This is a genomic window from Caballeronia sp. INDeC2, from assembly GCF_023631325.1.
Taxonomy (GTDB): domain Bacteria; phylum Pseudomonadota; class Gammaproteobacteria; order Burkholderiales; family Burkholderiaceae; genus Caballeronia.
In genome coordinates this window covers 69,086-84,116 of record NZ_JALQDG010000026.1, presented here as the reverse complement: position 1 = coordinate 84,116, position 15,031 = coordinate 69,086, and the positions used below count along the sequence as shown (strand labels likewise).

Below are 15,031 nucleotides of genomic sequence, written 5' to 3'. Positions count from 1 at the left end.
GAACTCTCCCTGTGCTTTTATATTGGATCGGCCTTCGTGCGTATCTTCCTCGATCGACTTATTGTGCGTGAGCTTCAATGACAGTCACAAGCGTGTCACCAACATGTCGGGCATATGCGACATGTGCCGCATATGCCTTGCGCAACGAATTTCAGTGCGCTTCTTCCCAGTTGTTGCCGACACCGACTTCCGCGACGAGCGGCACCTTCAGCTTCGCGACGCCGCACATCAGTTCAGGTAAGCGCTTCCTGACCTCGGGCAACGCTTCCTCGGACACTTCGAGCACGAGTTCGTCGTGCACCTGCATGATCATCTTCGCGCCGATGTCCGACGCTTCGAGCCAGTCCTGCACCGCGATCATCGACAGCTTGATGAGATCGGCGGCGGTGCCCTGCATCGGCGCATTGATCGCGGCGCGCTCAGCCGCCTGACGGCGCGGCCCGCTACCGCCGTTGATCTCGGGCAGCCACAGACGCCGGCCGAACACGGTCTCGACAAAGCCGTTCGCCTTCGCGCTCACGCGCGTGTTCTCCATATACGCCGCCACGCCCGGATAACGCGCGAAATAGCGATCGATATAAAGCTTCGCCGCATCGCGCGTGATGCCGAGATTCGATGCGAGCCCGAACGAACTCATGCCGTAGATCAGACCGAAGTTGATGACCTTCGCGATGCGACGCTGATCGCTATCGACTTCGAGCGGCGTCACGCTGAACACTTCCGATGCCGTTGCGCGATGCACGTCCTCGCCTTCCTTGAATGCGCGCATCAGCGATTCATCGCCGGAAATATGCGCCATGATGCGCAGTTCGATTTGCGAGTAATCCGCCGACACGATCTTCCTGCCCGGCGGCGCGATGAACGCTTCGCGGATGCGTCGCCCTTCGCCCGTGCGCACCGGGATGTTCTGCAAGTTCGGCTCGTTCGACGACAGCCGCCCCGTCACCGCGACGGCCTGCGCATAGTTCGTATGCACACGTCCCGTCGATGCGTTCACCATGCGCGGCAGCTTGTCCGTATAGGTGGACTTGAGCTTCGACAGCCCGCGATGCTCCAGCAGCACCTTCGGCAACGGATAATCTTCGGCCAGCTTTTGCAGCACTTCTTCATCGGTGGAAGGCGCGCCGCTCGGCGTCTTCTTCACGACCGGCAATTGCAGCTTCTCGAAGAAGATCTGGCCGATCTGCTTCGGGGAACCGAGATTGAATTCACCGCCCGCGAGTTCATAAGCTTGCGCCTGCAATTCGATGAGACGCTTCGCGATCTCGTTGCTCTGCGTATCGAGCCGCGCGCGATCGATCAGTACACCGTTACGCTCCATCTTGCGCAGCACGCGCGAGGTCGGCAATTCGATGTCGCGATACACGTGCAACAAGCCTTCCTCACGCGCCACTTGCGGATAGAGCGCGTGATGCAAACGCAGCGTGATATCGGCGTCTTCGGCAGCATAAGCCGCGGCCTTGTCGAGCGGCACTTCATCGAACCCGATCTGCGACGCGCCCTTGCCCGCGACGTCTTCGTACTTGATGGTCTTTACGCCGAGATGACGCAACGCGAGGTTGTCCATGTCGTGCGGCCGATGGGACTCGAGCACGTATGATTGCAGCAGCGTGTCGTGCTCGACGCCGCGCATTTCGATGCCGTAGTTCGCGAGCACCTGCTCGTCGTACTTCAAATGCTGACCGACTTTTTTCTTCGATGCGTCTTCGAGCCAGGGCTTGAGCTTCGCGAGCACTTCATCGCGCGGCAATTGCTCGGGCGCATCCGGCCCGCGATGCGCGACCGGAATGTAGGCCGCATGACCCGGCTCGGTCGACAACGACATGCCGACGATCTGCGCGGTCATCGGATCGAGCGATGTGGTCTCGGTATCGAACGACGTCAGCTCCGCTTCGTCGATGCGCTTGAGCCACGCATCGAACTGTTCCCACGTCTGCACCGTCTCGTAGTGATGCACGATTTCGGTGACTTCGGCAGGCGGCGTATCGGTCGGCCCTTCGACGGCATCGGCGATTTCGATTTCGCGCAACCATGTCTTGAAGCCGTGACGCAGAAAGACGTCGCGCAGTTCGTCGCGCGACTCGGGACGCGTGGCGAGCGTGTCGTCGATCGACTCGATCTGCGAAGTGAGATCGCATTCCGTGTGCACGGTGACGAGCTTTCGCGCCATCGGCAGGAAGTCCAGAGCCTTGCGCAGATTGTCTCCTACCGCACCCTTGATCTCGCCGGCATGTTCTACGATGCCATCAAGGGTGTCGTATTGCGTGAGCCATTTGAGCGCTGTCTTGGGACCGCACTTCTCGACGCCCGGCACGTTATCGACGGTATCGCCGATAAGCGAAAGATAGTCGACGATCCGCTCCGGCGGCACGCCGAACTTCGCGAGCACGCCGGCGCGGTCGAGCGTTTCGTTGGTCATCGTATTGATGAGGGTGACATGATCCGTCACGAGTTGAGCCAGATCCTTGTCGCCCGTCGACACGATCACCTTCATGCCGCGCTTCTCGGCAACGACTGCGAGCGTGCCGATGACGTCGTCGGCCTCGACGCCTTCGATCATGACGAGCGGCCAGCCGAGCGCGCGCACGGCGACGTGAATAGGCTCGATCTGTCTGGAGAGGTCTTCCGGCATCGAAGGCCGGTTGGCTTTGTATTCGGCGTACCAGTCGTCGCGGAAAGTCTTGCCTTTGGCATCAAATACGCACGCGCTATACTCTGCATTGATTTCGCGCCGCAAGCGCCGCAGCATGTTGATCATTCCATACAGAGCGCCGGTGGGCCCGCCGTCGGGGCCTCGCAAGTCCGGCATCGCATGGTAGGCCCGGTACAAGTAACTAGAACCGTCGACCAATAGCAGGGTCTTACCTTCAAGACTTAGTTCTTCAGGCATTATGAACAAGAGAAAAGTGATTCCGAGTCTGCGATCACTCGCAGATCAAGAGCGCGCGACGGCCAAGAAGGCTCGCGCATCGTGGCAGATGTTCACGATTATGGCAGAGTTTATCGAGGCGACCGAGTACCTCTCGGAGATTCGCCCTGCCATCAGCATCTATGGTTCGGCGCGCCTGAAACCGGAGTCGCCGTACTATCAGCTCACGATAGAAATCGCGCAGAAATTCTCCGACGCGGGCTTCGCCGTCATATCGGGCGGCGGGCCGGGCATCATGGAAGCGGCCAACAAAGGCGCGCATGCGGGCAAGTCGCCGTCGGTGGGTCTGAATATCGAACTGCCGCACGAGCAATCGGGCAATCAGTGGCAGGACATCTCGCTGCGCTTCCGGCACTTCTTCACGCGCAAGGTGACGTTCGTGAAGAATTCGGATGCGGTCGTGGTGATGCCCGGCGGCTTCGGCACGCTGGATGAACTCGCCGAAGTGTTGACGCTGATTCAGACCAAGAAGTCGCGTCACGTGCCGATCGTGCTCGTGGGTGCGGAGTTCTGGGCCGGGTTGCTCGACTGGTTCAAGAACACGTTGCTGACCAACGGCGTGATCAGCCCGAAGGACCTCGATCTGATGCAGGTGATCGACGATCCGGATCAGGTGCTCGATGCGGTGTTGCGGTTCTATGAAGATCGCGAAGACTCGGTCGAGCAGCCGGCGGAGAGCAAGTCGGATGAGGATCGGATGTTTTATCTTTGACCCGGTAGCACCGACCGTGCGAAAGGCCGTGTGCGCCCACGGCCTTTAAGCTTGAAATTGTCGTAACGCACTTCTCAATATCCCGGCACAACAATGCCGCGGCATCACATATTTCCACACAATATAGTTATCCGAAATGTATCCTAGCGCCCGCGCGGGCTGTTAGCCCTGCGTCTTGGCGCTCGTCGAAGCTCGCATACGACAAGCAGGCACCTGCGAGTTTTTGCGTTCGTCGATAGCTTTCACTGATTATCTGGCTTTTCGAGATAGCGCCCCAATCGGAACGCCCTTGCCTTTGCCAGAAATGGCAAGCCCGCACCCAACATGAAACATTTCTCGAATCGACCATTGCAGCTAGCCGCCGCCGCGGCTATGGCCATCTCACTGCTCACCGCCTGCGACCAATCGAAAAGCCCCTCGAATACCAAGCCGGCCTCCGTTGCTCAGGATGGCAAAATTGCGCTGCTCAAGGACATCTCCGGCGTATGGACTCCTACCGCGACTCCGGGCCTGACCACGATCTACTATGCGGATAATCGCTTGCAGATCCTTCACGGCGATACGCCGCTGGCCGTCACCTTGGGCGACGTGGACCCCGGCGAGGAAACGGTCAACGTCAACACTACGGCACACGGCAAGGAAGAGATTCTGACCATCCGCAAACAGCGGAACACCGATCACACCGCTTATAACCTGTCGATGACCGGCAGCGATGGTTACCAAGAGACACTTGGCTTCGTGCGTCGAATCAGCAATGACGATCTGAACAGGATTAGCAGGCTCACAGTGGCCAAGACGCCTGCGCCGCAGCCTTCACAGCCCGTCGAAACCTCGCCCGCTTCCATCGCTCCGAGCGATCGCGGCGCCATCGATATGTGGCTGGGCGGTATCGACATGAATATGCGCTCGTGCCCCGGCTCGACTTGCGCGGCCGTCATCATCGTGCCGAAAGATTCGAAATTGAGCGCCGATACGTCGACGATTCGCAACGTCACCGAATCGTCGGGTGCGAACACGCCTTGGGTACGTGTTACTTACGAGGGCGCGTACTGCACGCCGGCCGAGCTGGATCAACAGACCGGCTGTACACCGTCTCACGGCACCGAAGCGCCTGTCACCGGCTGGATGAACTACAGCCGACTGCTGTCGGCCCCACGCGTGCAGCAATAACTGCTTTGCGGGCGGCATCCTGCGCCGCCCGCCTGTTATCAAGCGCGTTACTGAAACGCCACCTCCGCAAAACTCCGCAACTTGCGCGAATGCAGCTTCGACAACCCGTTCTCGCGCAGCAACTCCATCGCCTTCACGCCGATCTGCAGGTGCTGATCCACTTGCGCGCGATAAAACTGATCGGCCATGCCAGGCAGCTTCAGTTCACCATGCAACGGCTTGTCCGACACGCATAGCAACGTCCCATACGGCACGCGAAAACGGAACCCGTTCGCCGCGATTGTCGCGCTTTCCATATCGAGCGCCACCGCCCGGCTCTGCGACAGCCGGCGCACCGGCTCGCGATGATCGCGCAATTCCCAGTTACGGTTATCGACGCTCGCGACCGTGCCCGTGCGCATCACGCGCTTCAGCTCGACGCCTTCGAGCTTCGTCACCTGCGCAACCGCGCGCTCCAGCGCAACCTGCACTTCCGCGAGCGCCGGCACCGGCACCCATAGCGGCAGATCGTCGTCGAGCACGTGGTCTTCACGCACATAACCGTGAGCGAGCACGTAATCGCCCAGTCGCTGCGTGTTGCGCAAACCCGCGCAGTGCCCGAGCATGATCCACGCATGCGGCCGCAACACCGCGATGTGATCCGTGATCGTCTTCGCGTTCGACGGCCCCACGCCGATGTTCACCATCGTGATGCCGCTGCCGTCCGCGCGCTTCAGGTGATACGCGGGCATCTGCGGCAGACGCCCGGACGGCGTGCCTTCCTCCGGCTGCTCGCCGAGATTCGCGTTGTACGTGACCACATCGCCCGGTTCGACGAACGACGAATACTCGCTGCGATACGCGCGCGTTTCCTCGTCATCGGCGCGCGACATCATCGTGCGGCCGAGCTTGACGAACTCGTCGATATAGAACTGGTAGTTCGTGTACAGCACGTAGTTCTGGAAGTGCGTGGGAGAGGTCGCCGTGTAGTGTCTCAGCCGATGCAGCGAGAAATCGACGCGCGCCGCCGTGAAGAGCGCAAGCGGATGCGGCTCGCCCGGACCCGGCTCGTACGTGCCGTTCACGATGCGATCGTCGAGCAACGCGAGGTCGGGCGTATCAAAGATATTGCGCATCGCGAGCAGCCGGTCCCGATCGAGGTCACCTTCGAGATGAATGCCTTCGGCGAACGCGAAGTGAATTGGAATGGGATGCGCGGATACGCCGACTTCGAGGCCCACGTGATGATTCTTCGTGAGCAGCCGCAATTGCTCGCGATAGTAATCGCCGAAGAGATCGGGGCGCGTGAGCGTAGTTTCATAGATGCCGGGGCCGGCCACGAAACCATACGAGCGCCGCGAATCGATCTGCGTGTTCAGCTCGGTACGCACGCGCACGAACGGATAGCACGCGCGCACGCGATGCGTGAAATGCTCGTTGCGGCGATAGCGCGCGAACGCGTCGCGCAGAAATGCGGTATTCGCTTCATAGATCGCCGAAAGGCGCGTGACGGCCGAGGCGGGATCCTCGAACGATTCGGTCGGAAAATCGTTGGCGGGTGTGCCTTGTGTGCTTTGAGTCCGGTCGTTTGTCATGATCTTGTGTGTTTCTTCAAGTGCCCTCGTATTGAATCGACATTAACACGGAAGAATGCGCGAACCATGAAGTCCCTTTTCATGTGAGTGCGAGCGATCACACCGTGCAACACGTTTTTGGCAGCGGACGTCAAAATTCGCGAAACCGGCGCAAAATAAGGCGTTGGTCCAGCGTGGATTACTGGGTCGGCAATCGTTTTGTTAGAATCCGGCCATCGCCTGGAGAACCATCATGAAGCCGCACCTTTGCGCCGCCGCCGCGGCAGTCCTCGCCGCAGCAAGCTTCGGCGCATTCGCGCAGCCGGCGCCGCAAGCCGCAAACGCGGCACCTCGAGAGGCGACGCAGAACATGTCGCCGGAAGAAGCCGCGGGCCTTCCCGATCTGAAATCCATCAATCGTCCGCCCGCGAATGTCAGCTCGAAAGTCGAGATTTCGCCGCCGCGCACGCCGAGCTATCACGAACTGAGCACCAACGGCACCGAAATCACCGAATTCCGCGACAAAGGCAAGCCCGTCGAAATCGATGTGCATTCGAATTTCGGCACGCGCTATCAGATGAGCGCGCCGGCGGACACATCGCCGCAAGTGCGCGACAACGGCAAGGCGAGCACGCGCCTGCCATCGATCAACCTGCGTTATTGATCCCGTATCGCTTTCGGACCCGCTCTTTCCGGGCGGGTTGCGGCACCGTGGCTCCCTGCGCGGCGCCACCGTTCACAGGCCTCTTCCTTGGCCGTCCAACCTGACCGACGTTTTCCTGCATGGCCGTATTCACTCCCGTCACCAACGCCGATCTCGGCGACTGGCTGCAAGACTACGATCTCGGCGACGTCGTCGAATTTCGCGGCATCCAGTCGGGCATCGAGAACAGCAATTTCTTTCTCACGACGACGCACGGCGAGTACGTGCTCACGATCTTCGAGAACCTCACGGCCACGCAACTGCCGTTCTATCTGGATCTGATGCGGCATCTGGCCTCGCACCGCGTGCCCGTGCCCGATCCGATGCCGCGCCGCGACGGCTCGCTCTTCGGCATGCTGCACGGCAAGCCCGCTAGCATCGTGACGAAGCTCGAAGGTGCGCCCGAGCTTCAGCCGTCGCCCGCGCACTGCATCGAAGTCGGGCAGATGCTCGCGCGCATGCATCTCGCGGGTCGCGATTTTTCGCAGCATCAGCCGAATCTGCGCAGCCTTTCGTGGTGGCAGGAGAAGACGCCCTCCATCGTCGATTTCCTGAGCCGCGAGCAGCGCGACCTGTTCGAAAGCGAGCTCGCGCATCAGGCGGCGTTCTTCGGCTCGGAAGACTACGCGTCGCTGCCCGAGGGCCCCTGTCATTGCGATCTGTTCCGCGACAACGTGCTGTTCGCTCACGGCCGCGACCACGCGCGGCTGGGCGGCTTCTTCGATTTCTACTTCGCGGGCGTCGACAAGTGGCTCTTCGACGTCGCCGTGACGGTGAACGACTGGTGTATCGACTTGGCAACAGGCGTGCTCGATCCCGCGCGCGTCGACGCAATGCTGCGCGCGTATCAGACGGTGCGGCCGTTCACGCCCGCAGAGGAGCGTCACTGGAACGACATGCTGCGCGCCGGCGCGATGCGCTTCTGGGTCTCGCGCCTTTTCGATTTCTATCGCCCGCGCGAAGCACAGATGCTGAACGCGCACGATCCCGGCCACTTCGAACGCATTCTGCGCGAACGCGTCAAAGCCGCTTCACCCGACAATCGATAACCTAGCGACATGCGACTGATCGAAGTTCCCGCCAAGACCGGCTACGTGTGGTTCCGTCAGGGCATCTGGTTGTTTCGCCGCAACCCGTTTGCGTTTCTCACGGTGTTCTTCGCCTACCTGTTCGTGATGACGCTGATCTCGCGCGTGCCGCTCGTCGGCCCGCTGCTGCCGTTGCTCTTCATTCCGGGCATCGCGGTCGGCTTCATGGCGGCGTGCCGCAACACGATCGCGGGCAAACCCGTCTGGCCGACCATACTCGTCGACGGATTCCGTTCGTACGGCAGCGTCGTCGCGCGGCGGCTGCTCGCGCTGGGCGCGCTGTATATCGTCGCGATGGCGGTGATCTTCGCGTCGTCGGCGCTCGTCGACGGCGGCACGCTGCTCAGCATCATGATGGGCGACGGCCCGAGCGGCGATCCGGAGACAGTCGCGGCGAGCTTCAGCCCGCTCGCGGTGCTCGTCGCGATGGCGTGCTATATCCCGGTCGCGATGCTGTTCTGGTTCGCGCCAATCCTCGTCGCTTGGCACGACGTGCCGCCCGCAAAGGCGCTTTTCTTCAGCGTGGTGTCGTGCTGGCGCAACCGCGGCGCGTTCATTTACTACGGCGTTCTGTGGATCGCGATCGCGCTCGCGGTGTCGTTCGGCCTCACCGCGCTAATGCAGGCGTTCGGCGCGGGCCAGGAAATGGCGCTCGCGGTGCTCATGCCTGCGTCGATCATCGTCACGACCGCGCTGTATTGCTCGTTTTACGCGACGTATCGCGGCTGTTTCGGCGTGCAGTCGTCCGACTCGCCGGACATTCCCGACGCGCCCGGCACGCCCAACGCCTGAGCGAATGCCGCGTTCCGAACGCGCGCGACGATCCTTCGTGCGCGAAGCAATGCACGTACACTAACGGCATCGGCCGCCACGGCCTTTCTCGCCGCGCCTTCGCAATGACTTCGCCCGACTTTCCGCTCGAACTCGATCAGCAACTGTGCTTCGCGCTCTATTCGACATCGCTCGCGATGACGAAAGCGTACAAGCCGCTGCTAGAAAAGCTCGGGCTGACGTATCCGCAATACCTGACGATGCTCGTGCTCTGGGAAGCCGACGATCTCACTGTAAAGGAGATCGCCGCGCGCCTCTCGCTCGACTCCGCGACGATGACGCCGCTGCTCAAGCGCCTCGAAGCGCAAGGCTATGTCGAGCGCGTGCGCGGCGTGGAGGACGAGCGCCAGGTTCATATCCGGCTGACCGATGTAGGCCGCGCTCTACGGCAATCCGCCCAGGCGATTCCGCCGGAAATCTACTGCGCGTCGGGCTCTGACCTCGACGCGATGCTGCGCCTTCGCGGCGATCTTGCGCGTCTGCGGGCGTCGATCAACGACTACTTGGGCCGTTAATCGCCGGCCATAGCGCCGCCCTAACGGCATCATTGTGATATTTTAATTTGTACGCTAATCATTAGCGCGTTATATTCATGCCGTGATGAACGGAGTACCAACCTGACAACCGACGGAGAGAAAAATGAGCATTCTGTACAAGGCAACGGCGACGAGCACTGGCGGGCGTGATGGCCGCGCGATTTCCTCGGACGAGCAATTGAACGTGAAATTGAGCGCGCCGAAGGAACTGGGCGGTTCGGGGGTGCCGGGAACGAACCCGGAGCAATTGTTCGCTGCCGGCTATTCGGCGTGCTTCCTGTCGGCGATGAAGTTCGTCGCCGGCCAGCAGAAACGCACGATTCCGGCCGAAACGAGCGTCACAGCCGATGTCGGCGTCGGTCCCAACGATGCGGGCGGCTTCAAACTCGAGATCGAACTGCGCATCGCGCTGCCGGGCCTCGACGCGACGGAAGCTCAAGCGCTGGTCCACGCAGCACACAAGGTCTGCCCGTACTCGAATGCAACGCGCAACAACGTGGATGTGCGCGTGAAAGTCATCTAAAGAAGCGCGAGTGCAAATGAAAATGCCGGCGCGCAGCCGGCATTCAATCTCTACATCGCGCAATGAAGCGGAAGCTTTCCTGCGCGTTTAGTTCGACATCCACGACGGATGACGAGCGGTCGCACGCTGATCCAGCTTTTTCATACGATATTCGAGATCGTAGATGTCCGTGGCTTCGGCGAGATAAGCGTCGTCGCGCGCACGATCGCGCTCGTCCGCGGACTTGGTAAGAAACAGGAAAAGGCGGCTGATCAGAAACATGGTGAACCTCGCTTGAACACTAGGGTTACTACCTATAAAACAAATTATAGGGTAATCCCTGATCAAACGCCAGCCCTAAACGCTAGAACGCTGATACTAAAGACTAATTTGCAACGATCGAAACGCCAGACGCCATCGTCACGCGACGTACGCATCACGCGCAGCCTCGCTCGGACGGCGCTGATGCTTGAAGAACTCCCACATCAGCGCGGCTGAATCCGGCCCCTTCGACGAATGGAAGGCGACCGTATCGTCGCCGCCAGCCCACGAGTGCCCGAGGCCGCGCACGATCGACGTCTTCACGACGCGTCTGCTGTTCTTGATGTAATCGGTCACGACACCGTCCGGATGCGTTTCCTCACGCGCCTCGCCGGCGCGGCGGTTTCCCGCCGCGTCGATGAAACCGTTCAGCCGCAGAAACTGCTTCGTTAGCTGTGCGGCGTTCGCAGCCGTCACCACGGAATCCAGTTCACCGTGCACGATGATCGCCGGCATGCCCGGATACTCACGCACGTCGACGGCGGCGTCGATCAGCGCGACGGGATCGCTACGCGCACCGCGGCGCATCACGTCCATCGCGCCGATGGCCGAGCGCGCCTCGCCGAAAACCACGCCCGAATGCAGGCCGACGGCCGCGAACATATGCGGATAGCGCACGGCAAGCAGCGCCGCGAGTCCCGCGCCAGCGGACATCCCCGCGACATACACGCGCTCCGGATCCAGCTCGTGCTGTTCGACGACCGCATTCACCAGCGATACGACCGACGCCGCCTCGCCGCCGCCTCCATTACCCGAATCGTCGTACCAGCGCCAGCAGCGATGCGCGTGATCGTGCTTCGATTGCTCGGGATACAGCACCGCGAATCCATAGCGGTCGGCGAGCAAATTGACGCGCGTCCCCTGCGCGAAATCGTCGGCGTTCTGCTTGCAACCGTGCAGCATCACGACGAGCGGCATCGGCTCGGCGCCAAGCTTCGGCGGCGTATAGAGCGCATACGACATGTGATTCACGAAGCGGCCGGCCGTTGGCGGCGCCGAATGATACGAGCGCGCCCATTTCCCGCGCGCCCAGGCCGACGCACGCGGACGCACACGCGATTCGCGCATCGGCGGACGCGCACCGGCGCGGGGCGCTGCCGCCGCTTTCGCGGTCGCGCCTGGCTTCAGTTTCGACTTGACGGTCTTCGCGCGTGCGGGCTTGGCCGCCGCGCGCGGCTTCGGTGCGCGAATTGCGTCCACTTGGCTAGCGACCAGACGTCTCAAGCCGCGCATCCAGAGCTTGGTAAGGCTCTTTGACATTGGGCTGGGTCCTCCACAAACATGTAACCGGGTGGCGCTTCGATATCGCGCCAGTTGTGCAATGCACAATAACATCAAAACCGGCTGGGCGACGCGCCCCCCGATCCACACATCGGGATGAATTAACAGCAATTCAACAAAAAAGCCAAAAATAAACAGAAGTTACGCGATGTAACGAGCACGTTAATATGAGGAACGTCGGATAATTCAGTATGTTCCCAAGCGTTATACTGGTGGGAATTTGCGGCGGCGTGTCAGATCCGCTCTGAACCAGTTCTAGTGCTATGCCGCACTGCAGCAACCCTCATTCCCAAGCAAATCAATGATCGTCGACTTACCCTTTTCCGCCTGGATCTTCGTGACCGCGCTCGGCAGTGTCGGCGTCATGGGTCCGGTGGCGCTCATCGTCGCCGCGTGGCTCGCGCTCGGCTATCGCTGGAAATATGCGGGCGCCTGGCTCGCGCTACTCGGCGCGGCAAGCGGCCTCGTCGCGTTGAGCAAGATCGCGTTCATCGGCTGGGGAATCGGCGTGCGTCATCTCGATTTCACCGGCATCAGTGGACATGCGTTAATGTCGACGGCGGTCCTGCCGGTCGCGATCTTCGTCGCGCTGCTGCCCACGCGGACCGTCGTGCGCGCAATCGGCGTCGCGATCGGTCTGGCGCTGGGCGTGTGGGTCGGCGTGTCGCGCGTCGTGCTTGACGCGCATTCGGTCTCGGAAGTGGTGGCGGGGTGCGCGCTCGGCGCGGTGGTCGCGCTCGCGTTCGTGTGGATCGCCTGGCGGGCCGAGTCCGGCAAGCTCGCGCCGGCGCCCGTCGCCGCGAGTCTCGCCGCGGTCGTCGTGGCTTTGCATGGCGTACCCGTGCCGACGCAACACTGGATCACGGAAATCGCGCTCGGGCTCTCGGGCCACGAGCGTCCTTATGTGCGGGCGAGCTGGAAGGTGAAGGTTTTTCGCGCGCCGGATCGCCGCACGGATTTGCCGCCGGACCAACGCACGGCGGCCTGAGGCGGCCGCCGCGTTCGTGGTGCGCGCCGCTTAGTCGTTCACGCCGATGATCACGCTCGACGCCTTGATCACCGCCACGGCCTTTTGACCTTGCGCGAGGCCGAGCGTATCGGCGCTCTGGTTCGTGATGATCGCGGTGATGGTCGTGCCGCCGTCAAGCGAAAGCGACACTTCCGCGTTCACCGCGCCTTTCGTCACGCTCGCCACCGTGCCACGCAACTGATTGCGCGCCGACAGCTTCGCGTTCGTGTCTTCCATCAGCATGACCCACGACGCCTTGATGAGCGCGAATGCGTCGCCGCCTTCCTTCAGCCCCAGCGATTGCGTGCTTTCGTGCGTGACGACCGCGACGATCGTCTGACCGCCCGGCAAGCCCAGCTTGATTTCATCGTTGACCGCACCGCGCGTGATTTTCGTGACCTTGCCGGCCAGCTGGTTGCGTGCGCTTGTTTTCATTCCTAGTCTCCCGATCAGTTGCCAGTCATGGGCGAAGCCGTCGATGGCCGCGCCCGCCCGTTCCAGAAATTTTCGATGCTCGCGTTCGATCGCGCGGTACGTGTCGATGAGGCGCAGCGCGGCCGGCGTGAGCACCGTGCCGCCGCCGCCCCTGCCGCCGGTCGCGGTCGTCACGAGCGGCTCGCCGGCCAGGTTGTTCATCGTGTCGACCGCGTCCCACGCGGCCTTGTAGCTCATGCCGACGGCCTTCGCCGCGGCGGTGATCGATCCGGCGTCCCGGATCGCGGCCAGAAGCGCGATGCGCGCCGCGCCGCCGAGCGTCTGCGTGCCGCTTCTGAGCCACACGGAGCCGTCGAGTCCGAGCGGATCGCGCACGTTCGACGGTGCTGTTTTACTCATCTATCGCCTTTGGACCATGCCGGAGCGGTGAACGCGTGAAGCATTATATCGATGCCTTCAGACGCGGACGATGCATCGACCGAAGCAGCCGCTCGCCCTCTTGCGCGTCCTTCTTCGCCGACGCCGCGCCCCACGCCCGCGCGAAGCCGCGCTGGTAATCGGTGGCTTCCGGGATGGACGCGAGCCGGTCGGCGGCGACGGCGGCATCGTTCGCTTCGCCGAGCACCGTCTGCAACTCGCCGAGCAGCTTGGCGGTGTCCTTGCGCGTGCGCCGCGACGTGACCGAGCGGAAGAATTCGAGCGCATAACGCAGCCGCTTGGCATGAATGCGCACGCGATGCCGCTCATGCGCTTCGAGCGACGTGAGATCGGCCACGCGCGCGATGCGCCGGTAGTCCTTGCGGATGCGCTTTTCGGCATAGGCGACGAAGCGCATCGGCGACGCGTCCTCCTGCGAGGCGACGCGCGCGAGCCATTCGACGAACGCGAGCGTGAGACGCGCGTAACGCTTCGACGCGAGCGCATCGCGCACCTTGTCGCGCGCGACGCGGCGCTTCACGTCGGCGGCGGCGATCAGCGTCTGCCAGCGCTCGGCGCTGTCGTCGGCTTCGGCGTAGGCGGGCAGCGTCTTGTCGGTGAAGACGTCCCAGTCGCGCGCAGCGCCGAGCAGGTCGCCGAACCATTTCAGGTCCGGCGCGATGCGGGTGTTCCAGGCATCGTCGACATAATCGCGAAAGAGTTTCAGCAGCGTCTTGAGTCGCCGCTGCGCGACGCGCAACTGATGAACGTGCTCGTCGCCGAGACCCGTGCGCGATGCGGCCGCGTTGCCGAACCACTGCCCGGCCACCGACGACGCGATCGCGACGAACGCCTCGCGGCGCGTCGCGTTGTGCGGAAGATCGAGCTTCGCCGCGTGAACCGGCCCGGTTTCCGATGCGTGCGCGTCATCCGGCGCGATGCAAAACGGTGCGGCGTCGATGACCTCGCCCGCGACGCTGAAGACCGCATCGAGCGCGCCGTTCACCGCCGGCGCCGCGAGCCGCAACGTCGGCAGCGTTTGTGCGGATGTTTCGAGCGTCGCGAGGATGTCCGCACCGCCCGCATCGATGCGCCATTCGATGCGCTCGACCTCGCGCTCGGGCGTCGCATCGGTGTCGGGTTCCGCATGCTGAGACGCCTTCGCGAGCGGTTCGCGCAACGCATCATCGGCCTCCGCGAATTCGATCAGCGACGCCGCCAGATCCTCGCCCGCCGGCCGCGCGAACGTCCGATAGCGCATGAAGCCGGGCAACGGCGCGCCTTCGATCCGAACGGCGCACAGCGTTTGCGCGCCTTCCAGCGTCTCGACCGATAGCCGCCACCCCGGCGCTTTTAGGGGAATCTCGCGCGTCGCGAAGCGCGTCGAGAGGGGCGTCGCGCCCGCAAACGCGGCGATGCGCTGCAAGTCCTCCGCGAGCGCGCGGGTCGACCCGTCGTGCGATCCACTCGATTGCAGCGTCACCTCGACCCACATCGTCATGACGTCTCCAGGAGCGGGCTCTCACCGCCCGTCAGTTCATACA

14 protein-coding genes are annotated in these 15,031 nt (G+C 62.4%); 8 read left to right on the top strand and 6 right to left on the bottom strand.

The genetic code is table 11. The features are described from left to right. Nucleotides 1-151: 151 nt before the first annotated feature. On the bottom strand, nt 152-2,890 hold the full coding sequence (gene polA / locus NCS28_RS15070) for a DNA polymerase I (RefSeq protein ID WP_250514653.1): 2,739 nt from the start codon (nt 2,888-2,890) through the stop codon (nt 152-154). 1 nt (nt 2,891) lies between these two features. Between polA and NCS28_RS15065 the strand changes: the two genes are divergently transcribed. After that, on the top strand, nt 2,892-3,641 hold the full coding sequence (locus NCS28_RS15065) for an LOG family protein (RefSeq protein WP_061118313.1): 750 nt from the start codon (nt 2,892-2,894) through the stop codon (nt 3,639-3,641). A 324-nt stretch (nt 3,642-3,965) separates the two neighbouring features. Beyond that, a complete protein-coding gene (locus tag NCS28_RS15060) occupies nt 3,966-4,811 on the top strand; it encodes a hypothetical protein (protein ID WP_250514563.1) in 846 nt (281 codons plus the stop codon). Between the two features lie 47 nt (nt 4,812-4,858). Here the strand turns inward: NCS28_RS15060 and NCS28_RS15055 are convergent, their stop codons facing one another. Continuing rightward, complete coding sequence (locus tag NCS28_RS15055) at nt 4,859-6,385, bottom strand: AMP nucleosidase (protein ID WP_250514562.1); 1,527 nt, start codon at nt 6,383-6,385, stop codon at nt 4,859-4,861. A gap of 232 nt (nt 6,386-6,617) precedes the next feature. On the opposite strand from NCS28_RS15055, the gene NCS28_RS15050 reads away from it, so the two are divergent. The 5 genes from NCS28_RS15050 to NCS28_RS15030 all read left to right on the top strand — a co-directional run bounded on the left by NCS28_RS15050 (nt 6,618) and on the right by NCS28_RS15030 (nt 10,045). Then, nucleotides 6,618-7,028 carry a hypothetical protein gene (locus NCS28_RS15050; RefSeq protein WP_250514561.1) on the top strand — a complete coding sequence of 137 codons (411 nt, stop codon included), beginning with the start codon at nt 6,618-6,620 and terminating at the stop codon, nt 7,026-7,028. 119 nt (nt 7,029-7,147) lie between these two features. After that, entirely contained in the window at nt 7,148-8,116 is a 969-nt protein-coding gene (locus tag NCS28_RS15045) for a homoserine kinase (protein WP_250514560.1), read from the top strand. 9 nt (nt 8,117-8,125) lie between these two features. Continuing rightward, entirely contained in the window at nt 8,126-8,947 is an 822-nt protein-coding gene (locus NCS28_RS15040; protein WP_250514559.1) for a BPSS1780 family membrane protein, read from the top strand. Between the two features lie 104 nt (nt 8,948-9,051). Then, nucleotides 9,052-9,501, top strand: a complete 450-nt coding sequence (locus tag NCS28_RS15035) for a MarR family winged helix-turn-helix transcriptional regulator (RefSeq protein WP_250514558.1) — start codon at nt 9,052-9,054, stop codon at nt 9,499-9,501. Nucleotides 9,502-9,625: 124 nt separating this feature from the next. Beyond that, nucleotides 9,626-10,045, top strand: a complete 420-nt coding sequence (locus tag NCS28_RS15030) for an organic hydroperoxide resistance protein (protein WP_250514557.1) — start codon at nt 9,626-9,628, stop codon at nt 10,043-10,045. An 87-nt stretch (nt 10,046-10,132) separates the two neighbouring features. Here NCS28_RS15030 and NCS28_RS15025 read toward each other — a convergent pair whose 3' ends face one another. Next, the gene (locus tag NCS28_RS15025) at nt 10,133-10,306 is read right to left on the bottom strand and encodes a DUF3563 family protein (protein WP_250514556.1); all 174 of its coding nucleotides are present in this window, start codon (nt 10,304-10,306) and stop codon (nt 10,133-10,135) included. Nucleotides 10,307-10,444: 138 nt separating this feature from the next. Then, nucleotides 10,445-11,605, bottom strand: a complete 1,161-nt coding sequence (locus tag NCS28_RS15020) for an extracellular catalytic domain type 1 short-chain-length polyhydroxyalkanoate depolymerase (protein WP_250514555.1) — start codon at nt 11,603-11,605, stop codon at nt 10,445-10,447. Between the two features lie 325 nt (nt 11,606-11,930). On the opposite strand from NCS28_RS15020, the gene NCS28_RS15015 reads away from it, so the two are divergent. After that, the gene (locus NCS28_RS15015) at nt 11,931-12,614 is read left to right on the top strand and encodes a phosphatase PAP2 family protein (RefSeq protein ID WP_502801194.1); all 684 of its coding nucleotides are present in this window, start codon (nt 11,931-11,933) and stop codon (nt 12,612-12,614) included. Between the two features lie 30 nt (nt 12,615-12,644). Here the strand turns inward: NCS28_RS15015 and NCS28_RS15010 are convergent, their stop codons facing one another. Together NCS28_RS15010 and NCS28_RS15005 are read right to left on the bottom strand one after the other, a co-directional pair. Further along, on the bottom strand, nt 12,645-13,469 hold the full coding sequence (locus NCS28_RS15010; protein WP_250514553.1) for a TOBE domain-containing protein: 825 nt from the start codon (nt 13,467-13,469) through the stop codon (nt 12,645-12,647). 43 nt (nt 13,470-13,512) lie between these two features. Then, nucleotides 13,513-14,988, bottom strand: a complete 1,476-nt coding sequence (locus NCS28_RS15005; RefSeq protein ID WP_250514552.1) for a CHAD domain-containing protein — start codon at nt 14,986-14,988, stop codon at nt 13,513-13,515. Nucleotides 14,989-15,031: the final 43 nt, after the last annotated feature.